General features: G+C 72.9%; 14 protein-coding genes and 1 pseudogene. 5 read left to right on the top strand and 10 right to left on the bottom strand.

Annotation, left to right across the window (positions count from 1 at the left end; all coding sequences use genetic code 11):
* Nucleotides 1–42: 42 nt before the first annotated feature.
* The 9 genes from ACQPZA_RS16450 to ACQPZA_RS16490 all read right to left on the bottom strand — a co-directional run bounded on the left by ACQPZA_RS16450 (nucleotide 43) and on the right by ACQPZA_RS16490 (nucleotide 9,411).
* The gene (locus ACQPZA_RS16450; RefSeq protein WP_433281995.1) at nucleotides 43–1,464 is read right to left on the bottom strand and encodes an NADH-quinone oxidoreductase subunit N; all 1,422 of its coding nucleotides are present in this window, start codon (nucleotides 1,462–1,464) and stop codon (nucleotides 43–45) included.
* Nucleotides 1,465–1,486: 22 nt separating this feature from the next.
* Complete coding sequence (locus ACQPZA_RS16455) at nucleotides 1,487–2,995, bottom strand: complex I subunit 4 family protein (RefSeq protein WP_433282832.1); 1,509 nt, start codon at nucleotides 2,993–2,995, stop codon at nucleotides 1,487–1,489.
* Between the two features lie 5 nt (nucleotides 2,996–3,000).
* Nucleotides 3,001–4,842: a proton-conducting transporter transmembrane domain-containing protein gene (locus tag ACQPZA_RS16460; RefSeq protein WP_433281997.1), complete on the bottom strand. Its 1,842-nt coding sequence runs from the start codon at nucleotides 4,840–4,842 to the stop codon at nucleotides 3,001–3,003.
* A gap of 4 nt (nucleotides 4,843–4,846) precedes the next feature.
* Nucleotides 4,847–5,152, bottom strand: coding sequence for an NADH-quinone oxidoreductase subunit NuoK (gene nuoK / locus ACQPZA_RS16465; RefSeq protein ID WP_169400019.1), 306 nt, complete (start codon nucleotides 5,150–5,152; stop codon nucleotides 4,847–4,849).
* A complete protein-coding gene (locus ACQPZA_RS16470; protein WP_169400020.1) occupies nucleotides 5,149–5,697 on the bottom strand; it encodes an NADH-quinone oxidoreductase subunit J in 549 nt (182 codons plus the stop codon). Before ACQPZA_RS16470 ends, nuoK begins: the two co-directional genes overlap by 4 nt.
* The gene (locus ACQPZA_RS16475; RefSeq protein ID WP_433282000.1) at nucleotides 5,698–6,669 is read right to left on the bottom strand and encodes a complex I subunit 1 family protein; all 972 of its coding nucleotides are present in this window, start codon (nucleotides 6,667–6,669) and stop codon (nucleotides 5,698–5,700) included.
* Nucleotides 6,662–7,795: a hypothetical protein gene (locus tag ACQPZA_RS16480; protein ID WP_433282002.1), complete on the bottom strand. Its 1,134-nt coding sequence runs from the start codon at nucleotides 7,793–7,795 to the stop codon at nucleotides 6,662–6,664. The genes ACQPZA_RS16475 and ACQPZA_RS16480 overlap by 8 nt, the downstream gene beginning before the upstream one ends.
* Nucleotides 7,786–8,157, bottom strand: coding sequence for an NADH-quinone oxidoreductase subunit A (locus tag ACQPZA_RS16485; RefSeq protein ID WP_433282834.1), 372 nt, complete (start codon nucleotides 8,155–8,157; stop codon nucleotides 7,786–7,788). The genes ACQPZA_RS16480 and ACQPZA_RS16485 overlap by 10 nt, the downstream gene beginning before the upstream one ends.
* 390 nt (nucleotides 8,158–8,547) lie before the next feature.
* On the bottom strand, nucleotides 8,548–9,411 hold the full coding sequence (locus ACQPZA_RS16490; RefSeq protein WP_169400564.1) for an amidohydrolase family protein: 864 nt from the start codon (nucleotides 9,409–9,411) through the stop codon (nucleotides 8,548–8,550).
* A 219-nt stretch (nucleotides 9,412–9,630) separates the two neighbouring features.
* Between ACQPZA_RS16490 and ACQPZA_RS16495 the strand changes: the two genes are divergently transcribed.
* The 4 genes and pseudogenes from ACQPZA_RS16495 to ACQPZA_RS16510 all read left to right on the top strand — a co-directional run bounded on the left by ACQPZA_RS16495 (nucleotide 9,631) and on the right by ACQPZA_RS16510 (nucleotide 14,695).
* Nucleotides 9,631–9,912 carry a DUF1490 family protein gene (locus ACQPZA_RS16495; RefSeq protein ID WP_433282004.1) on the top strand — a complete coding sequence of 94 codons (282 nt, stop codon included), beginning with the start codon at nucleotides 9,631–9,633 and terminating at the stop codon, nucleotides 9,910–9,912.
* A gap of 12 nt (nucleotides 9,913–9,924) precedes the next feature.
* Nucleotides 9,925–12,063: a heavy metal translocating P-type ATPase gene (locus ACQPZA_RS16500; protein WP_433282006.1), complete on the top strand. Its 2,139-nt coding sequence runs from the start codon at nucleotides 9,925–9,927 to the stop codon at nucleotides 12,061–12,063.
* A 316-nt stretch (nucleotides 12,064–12,379) separates the two neighbouring features.
* Nucleotides 12,380–12,778 (top strand): annotated as a pseudogene (locus tag ACQPZA_RS16505) (hypothetical protein); the annotation flags it as partial.
* 258 nt (nucleotides 12,779–13,036) lie between these two features.
* The gene (locus tag ACQPZA_RS16510; protein WP_433282008.1) at nucleotides 13,037–14,695 is read left to right on the top strand and encodes a purine-cytosine permease family protein; all 1,659 of its coding nucleotides are present in this window, start codon (nucleotides 13,037–13,039) and stop codon (nucleotides 14,693–14,695) included.
* Between the two features lie 41 nt (nucleotides 14,696–14,736).
* Here the strand turns inward: ACQPZA_RS16510 and ACQPZA_RS16515 are convergent, their stop codons facing one another.
* The gene (locus tag ACQPZA_RS16515) at nucleotides 14,737–15,513 is read right to left on the bottom strand and encodes an IclR family transcriptional regulator (protein WP_433282009.1); all 777 of its coding nucleotides are present in this window, start codon (nucleotides 15,511–15,513) and stop codon (nucleotides 14,737–14,739) included.
* 89 nt (nucleotides 15,514–15,602) lie between these two features.
* Between ACQPZA_RS16515 and hutH the strand changes: the two genes are divergently transcribed.
* Nucleotides 15,603–17,141: a histidine ammonia-lyase gene (gene hutH / locus ACQPZA_RS16520; protein WP_433282011.1), complete on the top strand. Its 1,539-nt coding sequence runs from the start codon at nucleotides 15,603–15,605 to the stop codon at nucleotides 17,139–17,141.
* Nucleotides 17,142–17,144: the final 3 nt, after the last annotated feature.

Raw genomic sequence — 17,144 nt, forward strand, 5'->3', positions numbered from 1 at the left:
ATATCTCTGCTACAGAGCAAATCTGGCCCGGAGGCAGTCGGGTCAGCGGATGAGCGCCCCGCCGAGCAGCGGCAGCACGGCGCCCCCGGCGATCCCGAGCAGCACCGACACGGCGGCGGCGGTGAGCGCCGCGAGCCTCGACCGGCTGTGCACGACCTCCGCACTCCCGGCAGCGGGGTCGCCGCTGCGGAGGGCGGGGGCGATCCAGCGCAGGTAGTAGAAGACGCTGGCCACGGTGTTGACCACCGCGAGGACGGCGAGCCAGCCGAAGCCGCCGTCGACGGCCGCGGTGAAGACGGTGAGCTTTCCGAGGAACACCGCGGTCGGCGGCGTCCCGACCAGCCCCAGCAGACACACGACGAGCGCCGCGGCCAGTGCGGGCCTGCGCCGGGCCAGGCCCCGGTAGTCGTCGAGGGTGCGGGCCGCAGGCAACGCGGCGACCACGGCGAACGCGCCGAGGTTCGTCACCGCGTAGCCAGCGAGGTAGAACAGCAGGCCCGGCAGCGCCTCGGCGGACCGTCCGGCGACGGCCACGGCAATCAGCAGGTACCCGACCTGCGAGATCGTGGAGTAGGCGAGCAGCCGCTGCACCGAGGTCTGGAAGAACGCCGCGAGGTTGCCCAGGGTCATCGACACGGCGGCGATCACGGCCGGCAGGAGTGGCCAGTCGACGACCTGGACGGGGATCGCGCCGAGCAGGAGCCGGTAGGCACCTACCAGCGCGCCGATCTTGGGGATCGTGGTGACGACGGCGGCCACCGCGGCCGGCGTGCCGTCGGTGACGTCGGGTACCCAGAAGTGCGCGGGCGCGGCGCCGGCCTTGAACATCGGTCCGGCGAGCACGGCGACCAGGCCGACCGCGGCGGCGCCTGCCGGACCGGCGCCGAGACCCTCGTGCAGCGCGGCATAACCGGTGGCGCCGCCCGCCCCGTAGAGCACGGCCGTGCCGGTGAGCATGACGACCCCGGCGAACGCGCCGGAGAGGTAGTACTTCATCGCGGCTTCGCCGGTCCGTCCGGTGCCCGCCCACCCGGCCAGGCCGTAGAACGGGACGCTGGCCAGCAGGAACGCCGCGAACAGCAGCAGCAGGTCGTTCGCGCCGGCGAGCAGGATCGAGCCGAGTGCCCCGAGCTGCAGCAGAACGACGAACTCGCTCTCCCGGCGGTGCCCGTCCACGGTGTCGATCGACAGCCACAGCGCGAGCAGGGTGGCGGTGAGCACGATCGCGCGGGTGGCCTGCGTGGCGGTGTCCACCGCGTAGGCGGCGCCGAACACGATCTGCGCGGGCGTGGTGGCTGTGGTGATGACGGTGGCGCCGAGCCCGACCAGGCAGGCCGCGCCGGCCAGCGCCCGCACCGGCCACTGGCGCCGCCGCGGCAGCCACGCCCCGGCGAGCAGCCCGAGCACGGCCCCGGCCAGCAGCGCCAGCTCGGGGATCAGTGCGGCCGGGTTCTCGTTCGTCATCACGCCGGTTGCCGCCCGCGCATCACCGGGCGACCAGCTGGTTGAGCGTGCTCGCGGCGGGCTCGATCACGTCGAGCAGGAACCGGGGGGCCAGGCCGATCACGGTGGCCAGCACGAGCAACGGGACGATCGCGAGGGCCTCACCCGCGTGCAGGTCGGCGAACGGCCGGGGCGCGCCGGGGGCGTCCGGTATCCGCAGCGGGCCCAGGAACAGCCGCTGCAGCGCGACGAGGAAGAGCGCGGCGGTGAGCACGATGCCGGTGACCGCCACCGCGGTGGGGATCGGCGCGGGGGCCAGTGCCCCGGTGAGGATCTGGAACTCGGCGATGAAGCCGGAGAACCCGGGCAGCCCGAGCGAGGCGAACGCGGCCACCGCGAACAGCCCGGCGAAGCGGGGGGTGCGCGCCGAGAGCCCGGAGTAGGCGCCCATGTCGTAGGTGTGGCCGCGGCCGTGGAGCACCCCGGTCAGCAGGAACAGCGCGCCGGTGATCAGACCGTGGGACACCATCTGGGTCACCGCGCCGGTGGTCGCGAGCTGGCGGGCCTGCTCGTCGGTCCCCGGGGCGAGCCCGGCCGCCCCCACCCCGAGCAGGACGTAGCCCATGTGGTTGATCGACGTATAGGCGATCATGCGTTTGACGTCGGTCTGGGCGAGCGCGACCAGCGCTCCGTACACCACCGACACCACCCCGACGACCACCACGACGAGTGCGTAGTCGCGCCAGGTGGCGGGCAGGATCGGCATGGCGATCCGCACGAACCCGTAGGTGCCCATCTTCAGCAGCACCCCGGCGAGGATCGCCGAGCCGGTGGCGGGCGCCTCGGTGTGGGCGGGTGGCAGCCAGGTGTGGAACGGGACGGTCGGGGTCTTGACCGCCAGCCCGATCCCGATCGCGAGCAGCGCCAGGCCGGCGGCGGCCCCGCCCCCGGCGAGCGGGTTCGCGGTCACGAGCGTCGGGATGTCGAACGTGTGCGGGTCGGCCGCGAGGAACACCACGATGAACCCGAGCAGCAGGGCCAGTGACCCGAGGAACGTGTAGAGGAAGAACTTCAGCGCCGCCGCCCGCCCCCGCTCGCCGTGGCCCCACCCGGCGATCAGGAAGTACATGGCGACGATCGACAGGTCGAAGAACAGGAAGAACAGGATCAGGTCGAGCGCGACGAACACGCCGAGACACACCGTCTGGAGCCCGAGGAACAGCACCACGTACGCCTTGACGCGGCGGGTCTCCCGCAGCGCGAACACCGCGCACGCGGTGAACAGCACGGCGGTGAGCGCGAGCAGCGGGAGCGACAGCCCGTCCACCCCGACGTGGTAGGAGATCCCCGCGCTCGGGATCCACGGCAGCCGCTCCTCGAAGCTGAACCCGCCGGAGGCGGGCAGCCCCGTCCAGACGGCGACGATCAGGCCGAGATCGGCGAGCCCGGTGGCGATCCACGTGCCGACGAACACCCGGCCCGGGACCCGGGAGGGCACGCAGAGCAGCGCCGCCGCGACCACGGCGGGCAGGAACACGATCAGCGACAGCACCACGCTCACCGCACCGCGATCATCACGACGGCGAGCGCGGCCAGTACGGCGAACCCGACGGACGCCTGCGCGTAGTACTGGTGCAGCTGCCCGGTCTGCGGGCGGCGGGCCCACCGGCCGAGCGCCCGGGCGCCGGCGGCGATGCCCGCGACGCCCGCGTCGAGCGGGTGCTCGCCGCGACGGTCGAGCGCCCGCGCCGCGCGGACCGTGGTGCGCGCGGCGCCGTCGACCGCCCGGTCGAGGACCTGGTCGTCGAACCGGGCCAGTGCCGAGGCCAGGGCGAGAGTCGGGCGCACCACCAGCGCGTGCGCGGCGCGTTCGATGCCGAGCCACCCGGCCAGGACCGCCGGCGCGGGCAGCCGGTCGGCGAGGCGCCAGGTGAGGACGGCGGCGGCGAGGGCGAGCACGGCGGAGAGCGCGAGCTCCCACGCGTCCGGCGCCGGGGCCGGGGCGAGCACGCCCGTGCCGAGCAGCGGCAGCAGGCCCAGACCCGCGGCGAGCAGGGCGAGCACGGCCAGCGGCGGGCGCGCCACCGCGGCCACCCGGCCGCTGGGCTCCTGCTCGGGCCGGACCGCGTGGGGTGCGGCCGGCTGCCAGACGAACCACAGGGCCTTCGCGCTGTAGACGGCGGCGACGGCCGCGGCCGCGAGCCCGACGCCGTAGAGCGCGGGGGAGCGGTCGAGGGCCGCGGCCAGCACGGCGTCCTTCGTCACCCACAGCGAGAGGGGCGCGATCCCGGCCAGCGACAGCGCGCCGACGCTGAACGTGACACCGACCAGCGGGAACCGCCGCGCCGCGCCGCGCAGCCCGTCGAGCTGCCGGGTGCCCAGCCCCACCAGCCAGGCCCCGGCAGCGAGGAACAGCAGGCTCTTCGTGGCGGCGTGCGCGACGAGCTGCACGGTGCCGGCGGCCGTACCGCCCGCCCCCGCGGCGAGCACCATGTAGCCGATCTGGGCGCAGGTGGAGGCGGCGAGCAGCTGCTTGAGGTCGGTCTGGGCGACCGCGACGAGCCCGAGCACCAGCGCGGTGGCGGCGCCCACCCACGCGACGGTCGGCGCCGCCCACCCGGCGGCGTCGAGCAGCGGGGCCAGGCGCAGCAGCAGGTAGGCGCCCGCGGCGACCATGGTCGCCGAGTGCAGCAGCGCCGACACCGGGCTCGGGCCGCGCATCGCGCCGGAGAGCCAGAAGCTGAACGGCAGCTGCGCCGACTTGCCCAGCGCCGCCACCACCACCCCCGCGGTGACGACGTGCAGCCACGCTCCCCGGGTGCCGGGCAGCTCCGCGAGGCCGAGCGAGCCGATCCCGCCGGCCACGGCGGCGCCCGCCGCCAGGTACAGGCCGAGGTCGGCGGTACGGGTGGTGAGGAACGCGGTGTGCGCGGCCCGGACCGCGGCCGCGTCGCGCCGGTGGTAGGCGATCAGCGCCCAGCTCGTCGCCCCCATCACCTCCCACGCCATGAGCAGGACGGCGAGCGTGGTGGCGGTGACCGTCACCAGCATCGCCCCGGCGAACAGCAGCATCAGCCCGGCGAACCGGCCCGTGCGCAGCCCGGGCTCGCCCGCGGCCACCAGCAGCACCCCGAGCAGGACCCCACCGACGGTGAGCACCAGCGTCGCGGACAGCCCGTCGACCGCCAGCCCCGCGCGGATCCCGGCCACGAGCGGCGCGTCGAGGGCCGGACGGAGCACCGCGGCGGCGCCGGCGAGGGCCAGCACCACGGCCGCGAGCACCACCGAGACGGGCGCGGCGAGCCGGTCGGCCCGGCGGCCGGCGAGCGCGAGGAGTGCGCCCGCCGCGAGCGGGACCGCGACCAGCGCCACCAGCAGGGCCGGGTATCCGGAGGGCATCCGCTCAGCCCCGCAGGTCCGACGCGCCGTCGGTCATGTCGACCTGACGCGACCGGTAGATCGCGGTGACCACGGCGAACCCGGCCGCCATCTCGACCGCCATCGCCGTGATGATCACGACGATGAGGACCTGCCCGTCCGAGCCGCCGGGGGTGAGGAAGTACCAGAACGCCGCCGTGGCGAGGATGACCCCGTTGAGCATCAGCTCCAGGCCCATCATCAGCATGACGATCGACTGCTGGGACAGCGCTCCGTAGAGGCCGATCGCGAACAGCCCGGCCGCGGCGAGGAGGAACAGCTGGAGCGTCACCGCCCGTCGCCTCCTGCCGGTCCGCTGCGCAGGTCGTCGCCGAACCGGTCGTAGCGACCGCGGTTCGTGGCCAGGACCACGCAGGTGACGATCGTGGCGAACAACGCCACCCCGAGCGTCATCATCGTCAGCATCTGGCCGCTCATCAGCGCCTCCCCGAGCGCGAACGTCGGGTCCGGCGGCGGCACGCCGCGGCGCACCGGCCAGTGGACGAGCAGGATCCCGGCGGCGAGCACGGCGAAGGTCCCGACGGCGATCGTCATCGACCCGGCCTTGTTGTGGTACATCGCCATCGGCATCAACCCGGCCGGGTTCATCATGTACATGATCATGAACACGGCCATGATCACCATCTCGATCACCATCATCAGCGCGATGACCACGCCGAGGTAGCCCAGGCCGAGCAGCAGCACGAGCCCGGCCACGGCCAGGAACGAGGCGAGCAGCGCGAACGTCACCTGCGCCATCGAGCCCAGCCGGAACACCGCGAAGCCGAAGCCCACCGCGGCGACCGCGAGCACCCAGAACAGCACGGTCGCGGCCATTCACATCCCTCCTCCGCCGCCGAGCACGACCAGCGCGACCACCAGCGCCTGGGCGATCATCAGCGGAACCAGCACGATCCAGGAGAACTCGGTCCACCGGTCCATCCGGACGGTGGGGAGCCGGTGGCGCAGCCACACCATCGCGGCCAGCACCGCCGCGGTCTTGACCGCCACCCACAGCCAGGCGGGCAGCCAGGGCCCGGTCCCGCCGCCGAGGAACAGCGGCACCGCCATGGCCGCTGTGACCACGGTCAGCAGCCACCGGCCGCCCGCGAACACCAGCCGGTCCACGCCGGACAGCTCCGCGGCGGCCCCGCCGGCGAGGTCGCGGCCCACTGGCGCGTCGAACGGAGCCCAGAACGCCATGGCCGCGGCGGAGACCAGGTACACCACGAACGCCACCGGCATGATCGCCACGAACCAGAGGTCCTCCTGGGCGGCGACGATGTCGGTGATCCGCAGGCTCTCCGCGCCCAGCGCCGCCGTGATGATGGCGAACATGTGCGGCAGCTCGTAGGCCAGGCCCTGGGCGACGAAGCGGTAGCCGCCGACCAGGCTCAGAGCGCTGTTGGCGCCCCACCCGGCCATCCAGACGGCGGCCCAGGCCAGCACCTCCATGGCGTTGAACCAGACGACCCCGACGGAGAGATCGGCCACCGGCCGTGACCCCAGCGGCAGCACCGCCGCGGCGAGCACCGCGGCCACCGGCAGCACCGCGGCGCCCAGCCGCCACAGCACCCGGTCCGCGGCAAGCGTGCGGCGCCGCTGCCCGACCAGCAGCCGCGCCGACTCGCGCACCGGAGTCAGCGCGGCGGTGACCGGCCCGATCGGCCGGCCGGACGCGCGGGCGGTGACGGCGGAGTCCAGCGCGGTGGTCGCCCACGCCGCGAGACCGACCAGCACCGGCAGCAGCAGCACCCACCACAGGGGCAGCGCGTCGGGCGCCGCCGGGAGAGGGACCGGCTCACCCACGGTGCACGTGTCCGGGGTGGTCGGTCGGCAGGCGGTCGGTGTCCGGGTCGACGGCCGCGACGATCAACCGCGCGGCGGCGAGCTCGGCCCCGACGAGCAGCTCGGCCAGCTCGTCGATCCCCGGCTCGCCCGCTCCCCACCCGGCGCCTCCCACCGGGCTCGTCGGCCGGTCGAGGTCGGTCGCTGCAGACTCCAGCGCGGAGAGGCGGGCGCCAAGGAGTGTGTCGACGCCGGCGGCGCCGCGTCCGAGCCCCCGCAGCATCCGGCGCAGGGTGCGCGAGCGCCGCACCGTCGCCACCAGGGCCTCGGTACGGAGCCGCAGCGGGCCCACCGGGGCGCCCGAGAGCAGCTCGTCGCGCAGATGGCGGGCCGTGGCCGCCGGGTCGGCCCAGCCCGCCGTGCCGAGAAGGCGGGCCAGACCGTCGAGATGACGGGCCGCGGCACGGCGGGCGCGGTCGGCGTCGGGCGCGTCCCAGAACGACCCCTGCGCCTGCCCGGCCCGATCCAGGATCCGCGCGGTGGCCTCCTGCACGACGTCGCCCTGCAGGACCACCTCGACGACCAGCCCGGCCGGCCAGTCCGGCAGCACGGGGCCGAGCGGGACCCGCAACCGGTCGAGGGTCAGGCCGTCACGGTCCGGTCCCACGTCCGCCATCGGCAGGCCGCCCGGCATCCCCATCCCGCCGCCGTGGTCGTGGCTGCCGTGGTCGTGGCTGTCGTGCTGGTGCTCGGAGTGCTGGTGCTCGGCGTGCTGCCGGGGCCGGACGTCGGTGGCGGGGGAGGGCCGCTGCGGGGTGGGGTCGCGGCGTTGCCGGACCGGGTCGGCGAGGAGGGCCACGGCCTGGTCGAGCACCGCCCCCACCACGGCGGTCTCGGGGACGTCGGCCCGGGCGCGGGGGGCCGGGACCTGCTGCCACAACGACTCGATGACGGGCGCGAGCTCCGGTCCGGGGACACCGGCCACCACCAGCACGTCGGTGTCGGCCGGGCTCATGGCGGCGGGCCAGCCCCGGCGGGCGAGCTCGGCCTCGACGGCCAGGCGCTCGGCGGTGTGGCCGGCGGCCGCCACGACCAGCACGTGCGGGCGGGCGGCGGCGAAGCGCAGCAGGCGGGCGGTCAGGTCCACCGCAGCGCGCCCTCCCGCCACGCGTAGACCACCCCGGCCAGGAGGATCGCCAGGAACGCGAACATCTCGATCACCGCGGCCGGCCCGACCCGCGACACGACCAGCGTCCACGGGTACATGAACACCATCTCCATGTCGAAGGCCAGGAAGACCATCGTCACCGGGTACCAGCGGACGTGGAAGCGTGAGAAGGCGTGCTGGGCCGGGGGTAGCCCTCCGGTGAACGGGGCGACCTCCAGCGCCGTGCGGCGCACGGCGAGGACCCGGGCCACGCCGTAGGTCAGCACCACCCCGGCGACCACCACGCCGAGCAGGACGAGCACCGGCCAGAACTCGTTCACCCCGGCCTCCTCCACGGTCATCGACGGCACGCCCATACCTATACCCCGCACGGGCATCCTGACCCAGCCCGGCGGCACTGTCCACCCTGAGCGCTCGTCCGGGTGTTCGCCCGACGGGTGAGGGCGTTGCACCCGCGGGGCAGCCGGCGTTGATCGCTGCGAGATGAGGGTTTCCGCCCTTCGCAGGGCGAACACGTGGATCTCGCGGCGATCAACGGCCCCGCCGGCGGGGGAAGCTCCCTGCACACGGTGTCGGGCGACTCGTGCGGCGGCCGTCCGTCCGCGCGGAACGGGCGACTCGCAGGGCGGAACCGGGCGACTCGCGGGCCCGGAACGGGCGACTCGCGGGCGCGGAACGGGCGACTCGCGGGCGGGCGGGCGGGTGGCGGCCGCGGGGGCGGGGCGGCGCGGTCAGGTGCGGGTGCCGTAGAGCGCGTCGTAGTTGTCGCAGAGGATGCGCTGCTTGAGCTCGTCGCTGACCGGGGCGCCGTAGATCTTCCAGTACTCGCTCCAGAAGTCGCTCCACGGCTCGTCGGAGGCGAAGAGCACGCGGTCCTCACCGAGGCCGCGGCGTTCGATCTCGGTCATGAGCCAGCGGGCCCCGAAGCCGATGGTCCAGGTGGTGTCGCAGTAGACCTGGTAGCCCTGCTCCACCCAGTCGAGGAAGCGGGGGACGAGCTTGATGTGGCCGCTCACGCCGCCACCGAAGTGGACCAGGTAGATCTTGACGCGCTTGCCGTAGGCCTCGACGAGCGGGACGAAGTTGTCGATGTCGGAGGCGCCGCCGGGGCTGGTGTGGAAGTGGAAGACCAGCCCGTGGCGCTCCGCGGCGTCGAAGCAGGCCTCGGCGACCGCGCGCGTCTCCTCGTCCCATGTGGTCGGGTCCGGGTTGCCGCCGAGCAGGAACGTCGTCTTGAGCGCGACGATGCCGTCGGTGCCCGCCTGCTCGAGGGCCCGCAGTGTCATGTCCCGGTTCTGCGGGAGGAAGGAGACCCAGAGACCGCCGACGAGCCGTTCGTTGTCGGTGACCGCATCGAGCACCAGGTCGTTGAGCGAGAAGGCGTGCTCCTGCACGGGGATGCCGTAGTTGGGCAGCACCAGCCCGCGTTCGACCCCGAGCCCGTCGAGGTGGCTCAGGTAGTCCTTGGCCCGGGGGAACTCGTAGACAGTGGGCTTGACCGGCTCCTTCAGGTCGTAGAACTGCCAGGCGTCCATCGTGCCGATGTGGCTGTGGGCGTCGACCACGCGGCCGCGAACCTTTTCCGACGACGCCATCGAACCTTCTCCTTCATACGATCGTGAGCGGGCGTGTCGGATAGTAACTCCTGGGCGGGAGCGCCGCTGCGGTGTCGCCTTCCATCGCCGATGTCCGATCTCCAACGGCATGGTGACGGTTTTCATGTCGATGTGGTCGGCCATCTGGGCGGTGAATGCCGGAGGACCCCCAACTCGTCACCTAGGCTCGTTGTTTCTTCCGGACGAGGAGCTGATGGCATGATCGGCGGTTTCCTGGGCAGAGCGACAGGTCTGGTGGCCAGCGGTGTGGTGGGCGCGGTCGCCTACGACGGGGTCAAGAAGCTGGTCCGCGGCGACGTGATCCACGGGGCCGCGGTCACCGTCACGTCCTGGGGGCTGCGCGGGGCGCGTGTCGCCGAGACGGGGGCCGAGAAGGCGCGGCTCACGACGGCGGACATCGTCAGCGAGGCCAGGGGGAAGCTCGGAGAGCAGTCCCCTCCGCCGGGCTCGGCGGCGTCGGCGAACAACCACGAGCACTAGCCCGGGCGCCGCGTGTCGATCACCGTGGTCTCGGACGCGGCGGGCCGCGTCCGGTTTGCGACCCCTGAGCTGACCGGTTGCTCCGCTCTCGCCGTGGCGGTGGAGGACGCCGTCGACGCCGTGCCGCACGTGCGGCAGGTGCACGCCTACCCGCGCACCGGCAACGTCGTCGTCTGGTTCGACCCCCAGCGCTGCGACCGCACCGAGGTCGTCGAGGCGATCGGCAAAGGGCTGGGCGCCGACCCGCAGGCCACGGCCGAGCGGTCGCCCCGCTCCGCCGACGTGACCAACGGTGACCTGGTCCGGCTCGTCGTGGGCGGGGTCGCGCTGGCAGCGCTCGGCCTGCGCCGTTACGGGCTGCGCAGGCCGCCGATGCTGGGGCCCACCAGCCGCACGGTGGCCACCGGCGTCACGATCTTCACCGGCTACCCGTTCCTGCGCGGCGCGGTGCGCTCGCTGGGACGCGGCAAGGGAGCCGGCACCGACGCCCTCGTCTCGGCCGCCACCGTGGCGAGCCTCGTGCTGCGCGAGAACGTCGTCGCGCTGACGGTGCTGTGGCTGCTCAACATCGGCGAGTACCTGCAGGACCTGACGCTGCGCCGGAGCCGGCGCGCGATCGCCGAGCTGCTCACCGGCGCCCGTACCAGGACGTGGATCCGGCTCGCCGACGGCACCGAACTCGAGGTCGACATCGACCAGCTCGGGATCGGCGACGACGTCGTCGTGCACGAGCGCGTCGTGCTGCCCGTCGACGGCGAGGTCGTCGAAGGTGATGGCATCGTCGACCAGGCGGCGATCACCGGGGAGCAGCTGCCCGTCTCCGTCACGGTCGGCGCGCAGCTGCCCGCCGGCACGGTGCTGCTGCGTGGACGGCTGGTCGTGCGGGCGTCGGCGGTGGGGTCCGACACCGCGATCGGCCGGATCATCAACCGGGTCGAGCAGGCCCAGCACGACCGGGCGCCGATCCAGACCGTGGGGGAGAACTTCTCCCGCCGGTTCGTGCCCACCTCGTTCGCCCTGTCGGCGTTGACACTGCTGGTCACCCGCGACGTCCGCCGGGCCATGACGATGCTGCTCGTCGCCTGCCCGTGCGCGGTCGGGCTGGCCACGCCGACGGCGATCAGCGCGGCCATCGGCAACGGCGCGCGGCGCGGGATCCTGATCAAGGGCGGCGCGCACCTCGAGGCCGCGGGCCGGATGGACGCGCTCATCGTCGACAAGACCGGCACCCTGACCATGGGCCGTCCCGTGGTCACCAACGTCATCTCCTTCCGCGACGACTGGACGCCCGAGCAGGTGCTCGCCCACGCTGCCAGCTCCGAGATCCATTCGCGGCATCCGCTGGCCCAGGCCGTCATCCGCTCCACCGAGGAACGGCTCATCACGATCCCGCCGCACGAGGAGTGCGAGGTGCTGCTCGGGCAGGGGATGCGGGTGGAGTCCGACGGCCGGATCCTGCTGATCGGGAGCCGCGAGCTGCTGCGCCGGGAGAAGGTGCCGATCAGCCGCAGGGCGCACGACTGGGTGCGCAAGCTGCAGCGGGCGACCGAGACGCCGTTGCTGCTGGCCGTGGACGGCACGCTGGTGGGGCTGGTGTCGTTGCGGGACACGGTGCGCCCGGAGTCGCGCCAGGTGCTCGACGCCCTGCGCGCGGACGGGGTGCGCCGCGTCGTGCTCCTGACCGGTGACCATCCCGCGACGGCCGCGGCGGTGGCCGCCGAGCTGGGGATCGAGGAGTTCCAGGCCCAGGTCTCGCCGGAGGCGAAGCAGGACCTCGTCCGGTCGCTGCAGCGCGAGGGGTACACGGTCGCCATGGTGGGGGACGGCACCAACGACGCCCCGGCGCTGGCGCTGGCCGACATCGGCATCGCGATGGGGGTGGCGGGCACCGACGTTGCGGTCGAGACGGCCGACGTGGCGCTGGCCGGTGACGATCTGCGCAAGCTGCTCGACCTGCGCGACCTCGGTCGGCGCAGCATCGGCCTCATCCGGCAGAACTACGGGATGTCGATCGCGGTCAACGCGGCGGGCCTGCTCGTCTCCGCCGGGGGAGCGATGAGCCCGGTGGTAGCGGCGATCCTGCACAACGCCTCGTCCGTAGCCGTGGTGGGCAACAGCTCCCGGCTGATCCGCTACCGCCTGGAGCGCTAGTGTCCCCCGCCGGAAGTCTGGTGCGTATATCGGCGGATCCAGGTTTCTGCTGGGTGCGCCGGTGGACGGTCCTCGTACCGGGTGTACTCGGGCCGGTCGCCGGTGCGGCCGGCGGGGAGCTGGGCCGTCGAGATATGTGGTGGACTTCCGGCGGGGGACGCTAGTTTCACGCACCCGCCAGGAGCCCCCGAGCGCCGAGGGTGTGCGTCGCGGGTTTGGGGGCGAAGGGTGAGCGGGCACGGCAGGACTCGGGCCCCGTCCCGGCGGGCGATCCTGCGGGCGATGATGCTGGCGCCCCTGGCCGGCTGCGCACCCCGTGCGGGCGCGCCGTCCGCCGCCGTGCCCCCGCCGCCCGGCCCGGCCCCCGTGCGCCCGGCCGCCCTGGAGCGCTTCGCCGAGCTGGACGCCGCTTCGACGCCCGGCTCGGGGTGTACGCCGTGCACACGGGCACGGGGCAGGAGCTGACCCACCGGGCGGACGAGCGGGAGCCCGACCTCAACAGCGCGGTGCCCGGGGACGAGCGCGCCACCATCAGCCCGCGGGCGCTCGCGACCGACGCGCGGGAACTGGTGCTCGGGGAACGGCTGGACGGGCCCGACCGCGCACTGCTCACCGACTGGCTGGTCCGCAACACCACGGGCGACACCCGGATCCGCGCGGGGCTGCCCGCGGGTGGCGGGTCGGGGACAAGACCGGCACGGGAAGTTACGGCACCGTCAACGACGTCGCGGTCGTCCGGCCCCCGGCGGGGCCGCCCCTCGTGGTGGCGATCCTGTCGAGCCGGTCAGCCGCCGATGCGTCCACCGACGACGCCCTGCTCGCGCAGGCGGCAACCGCGGTGGCCGGGGAGCTCGGCTGAGCCCCGTGGCTGATCATCGGGTGTAACACAGCCATTATCGCAAGGAAACCGACCGGGCCGAGTGCTGACACATACTCGCTGAAGAGGGCAGCACGAATACTCGGAGGTCAGCGCGTGTCACCAGAACCGTCGCTCGTTGCGACCGAAACAACCGCGGCCACCGATGTCGGTACCGCCGCAAAAGAGACACTGGAGGACTATACGCTGCGTTTCGCCCCGCGCAGCTACCGAAAATGGTCGCCCGGCGTCGTGGCGGTTTCGGCGCTCGGTGGGATCGCCTACCTGGCCGATTTCTCCATCGGTGCGAACATCGGGATCTCCTACGGCACGACGAATGCCCTGTGGGGCATTCTGGTCTTCGCCGTCGTCATCTTCGCCACCGGTTTCCCGCTCGCGTTCTACGCGGCCCGGTACAATCTTGACCTCGATCTGATCACGCGCGGCAGCGGGTTCGGGTACTACGGATCGGTGGTCACGAACGTCATCTTCGCGACGTTCACGTTCATCTTCTTCGCGCTCGAGGGCTCGATCATGGCCCAGGGTCTCCAGCTCGGCCTGGGCATCCCGCTGTGGCTCGGGTACGCGATATCGACGCTGATCATCTTCCCGCTCGTGGTCTACGGGATGTCCCTGCTGTCGAAGCTGCAGCTCTGGACGACGCCGATCTGGCTGGTCCTGATGGTGCTGCCGTTCGCCTACCTGTTGATCACCCATCCGGAGTCGGTCAACTCGTTCTTCGCCTACCAGGGTGCGAACGGCCAGGGTGCGCCCAGCCTCGCATCGATCATGCTCGCCGCCGGCGTGTGCCTGTCGCTCATCGCGCAGATCGCCGAGCAGATCGACTACCTGCGGTTCATGCCCCCCAAGACGCCGGAGAACTCGCGGCGCTGGTGGGCCGCCATGATCCTCGCCGGGCCCGGCTGGGTGATCTTCGGCGCGATCAAGCAGGTGATCGGGCTCTTCCTCGCCGTCTACATCATCGCCAACATCGCAGGCGGCACGGCCGTGGCCAACCAGCCGGTGCACCAGTTCCTGGAGATCTACCAGGACATCATGCCCGGCTGGGCCGCGTTGACCCTCGCCGTGGTGCTCGTCGTGATCAGCCAGATCAAGATCAACGTGACCAACGCGTACTCCGGTTCGCTGGCGTGGACCAACTCCTACACCCGCGTCACCAAGCACTACCCGGGCCGGTTGGTGTTCCTCGGCGTCAACCTCCTGATCGCGTTGATCCTGATGGAAGCGAACATGTTCGACTTCCTCAACACGATCCTGGGCTTCTACGCGAACTGCGGCATCGCCTGGGTCGTCGTGGTCGCCTCGGACATCGCGATCAACAAGTACCTGCTGAAGATCTCGCCGAAGGAGCCCGAGTTCCGGCGCGGGATGATCTACTCGTTCAACCCGGTCGGTTTCGGCTCGATGCTGATTGCCGCCGGCGTGTCGATCCTGGCCTTCTTCGGGGCGCTCGGATCGGGGATCCAGCCGTTCTCGCCTCTCGTCGCCATCGGTCTGGGCCTCGTTCTCCCGCCCGTCATCGCGCTGGCCACCAAGGGGAAGTACTACCTGCGGCGCACCGATGACGGCATCGACCTGCCGATGTACGACGAGCACGGCAACCCGTCCGGTGAGGTGCTCGGCTGCCACGTCTGCCGTCAGGACTTCGAGCGGCCCGACATGGTCGCGTGCCACACGCACGACGCCCACGTCTGCTCGCTCTGCCTGAGCACCGACAAGGTCGGCGACCACGTGCTCCCGGCGACGCGCCCTTGACCCCCGGCCCTTCCGGGGCACGACCGCAACCCGGGGCGGGGCTACTCCGCGGCCCGGCCTCCTACCCGGTGGGCGATCGCCCGCGCCGTCCGCTTCACCTCGTCGACGCGCTCGTCGTGGTGGGCGGCGGTGGGGTGGCGGGGGAAGGTGATGGCCACGCTGGCGATCGGGTAGCGGGCGTGGTCGAGCACGGCCACGGCCACGGAGACGAAGCCGGGCGTCACCTCGCCGTCCTCGACGGCATAGCCGCGGCGGCGGGTCTCCACGAGCAGCCTGCGGAGCGCGGAGAGTGACCGGGGACCGCTGTCGTTGCGCGTGACGAACGCGTCGGGCTGCGGGAAGAGCGCCCGGATCTGCGCTGCGGGCAGCGCGGCGAGCATCGCCCGGCCGCTGGCGGTGAGGTGGGCGGGCAGCCGCACTCCGACGTCGGTGACCAGGGGTGGCCGGCCGGGGGCGCGCTCCTCGATGACGTAGACGACCTCCCGGCCGTGCAGGACGGCCAGGTGCGCGGTGTCGCCCGTCCGGTCCACGAGCCGGCCGAGCGGCACCCGCGCGATGCGCTGCAGCGGCGCCTGGCGCACGTAGCCGGTGCCGAGCTCGTAGGCGGCCACCCCGAGGCTGTAGCGCCGTTCGTCCGCCAGGTGCACGACGTACCCGCTCTCGGCCAGCGTGGTGAGCAGCTGGTACGTGGTGGACCGGGGGAGCTCCAGGTCGCGGGTGATCGCCGCCGCGGGCACGGGACCGGCCTGCCGGGCGAGATAGCCCAGAACGGCCAGCACCTGGTGCGCCGCGGGCACCTTCAGTGGATGGCCGGGCACCCGAGGACGCTAGCAACTGTCCGGCATCCCGGACAGAGTTCGCCGACGGCCTGTGGTGGCCGGGCCGGGGGCGGGTGTCCCATGCACTGATGCATGCAGTCACCGTCGGAATCGCTCCGTTATCGCCCGAAGACGTCCTCGCCGTGGCCCGGGAGGGGGCGGATGTCGTCCTCTCCGCCGACGCGGAGAACGAGATCGCCGCCAGCCGCAAGATCGTCGAGTCGCTGGCGGAGGACGTCCGGCCGCACTACGGGGTGTCGACGGGGTTCGGGGCGTTGGCCACGCGGCACATTCCGCTGGATCGGCGGGCTGCGCTGCAGCGCAGCCTGGTGCGGTCGCACGCGGCGGGGTCGGGCCCGGAGGTGGAGCGCGAGGTCGTGCGGGCCCTGATGGTGCTGCGGCTCTCCACGCTGGCGACGGGCCGCACAGGGGTGCGGGTGGAGACCGCGCGCGTGTACGCCGCGATGCTGTCCGCCGGGATCACGCCCGTCGTGCACGAGTACGGGTCGCTGGGGTGTTCGGGGGACCTCGCGCCGCTCGCGCACTGCGCGCTGGCCGCCATGGGCGAGGGCACGGTCCGCGACGGGTCGGGTGAGCTGGTGCCCGCCGCGCAGGCGTTGGCCGCGGCGGGGATCACGCCGGTCGTCCTGGAGGAGAAGGAAGGTCTGGCGCTGATCAACGGCACCGACGGCATGCTGGGGATGCTGGTGCTGGCCTGCCACGACCTGCGACGGCTGCTGCGCAGCGCCGACCTCGCGGCGGCGATGAGCGTGGAGGCCCTGCTGGGCACGGATGCGGTGTTCGCGGCGGATCTGCAGGCGCTGCGTCCCCATCCCGGGCAGGCGGCGTCGGCGTCGAACATGCGGGTGCTGCTGGCGGGTTCCGCGGTCATGGCGAGCCACCGGACGCCGGAATGCACGCGCGTGCAGGATGCGTACTCGTTGCGATGTGCACCGCAGGTGCACGGTGCCGCCCGCGACACCGTGGCCCACGCGGAGTCGGTGGCCGGTCGTGAGCTGTCCGCCGCGGTCGACAACCCGGTGGTCACGGTGGACGGGCGGCTGGAGAGCAACGGCAACTTCCATGGTGCGCCGCTGGGTTACGTGCTGGATTTCCTGGCGATCGCGGTGGCGGACCTGGCGTCGATGAGTGAGCGGCGGACGGACCGGTTCCTGGATGTGGCGCGCAGTCAGGGGTTGCCGGCGTTCCTCGCCGATGATCCCGGCGTGGACTCCGGACACATGATCGCGCAGTACATGCAGGCCTCGGTGGTGGCGGAGCTGAAGCGGCTGGCGGTTCCCGCGTCGGTGGACTCGATTCCGACGAGTGCGATGCAGGAGGACCACGTCTCGATGGGATGGGCGGCGGCACGGAAGCTGCGTCGGGGGATCGACGGGTTGGCCCGGGTGCTGGGGGTCGAGCTGCTGACGGCGGCGCGGGCGCTGGATCTGCGGGCTCCGCTGGTGCCGGCGGCGGCGACCGGGGCGGTGCGTGACCTGGTGCGTGAGCAGGTTCCCGGGCCGGGCCCGGACCGCTACCTGGCCCCGGAGATCGAGGCGGCGGTGGAGCTGGTCGCGTCCGGTGCCGCCGTGGCGGCGGCCGAGACGGTCACCGGACCCCTGCACTGACCC

Source organism: Pseudonocardia xinjiangensis, assembly GCF_050948425.1.
In the GTDB taxonomy this organism is placed as follows: domain Bacteria; phylum Actinomycetota; class Actinomycetes; order Mycobacteriales; family Pseudonocardiaceae; genus Pseudonocardia; species Pseudonocardia xinjiangensis.

Bases quoted from the DNA above. Each gene is read 5' to 3' on its own strand.
- ACQPZA_RS16450 (WP_433281995.1), bottom strand. From the start codon at position 1,464: ATGACGAACGAGAACCCGGCCGCACTGATCCCCGAGCTGGCGCTGCTG.
- hutH (WP_433282011.1), top strand. From the start codon at position 15,603: ATGCATGCAGTCACCGTCGGAATCGCTCCGTTATCGCCCGAAGACGTC.
- ACQPZA_RS16460 (WP_433281997.1), bottom strand. From the start codon at position 4,842: ATGCCCTCCGGATACCCGGCCCTGCTGGTGGCGCTGGTCGCGGTCCCG.
- ACQPZA_RS16490 (WP_169400564.1), bottom strand. From the start codon at position 9,411: ATGGCGTCGTCGGAAAAGGTTCGCGGCCGCGTGGTCGACGCCCACAGC.
- ACQPZA_RS16470 (WP_169400020.1), bottom strand. From the start codon at position 5,697: ATGGCCGCGACCGTGCTGTTCTGGGTGCTCGCGGTCGCCGCGGTGGGC.
- ACQPZA_RS16485 (WP_433282834.1), bottom strand. From the start codon at position 8,157: ATGACCGTGGAGGAGGCCGGGGTGAACGAGTTCTGGCCGGTGCTCGTC.
- ACQPZA_RS16495 (WP_433282004.1), top strand. From the start codon at position 9,631: ATGATCGGCGGTTTCCTGGGCAGAGCGACAGGTCTGGTGGCCAGCGGT.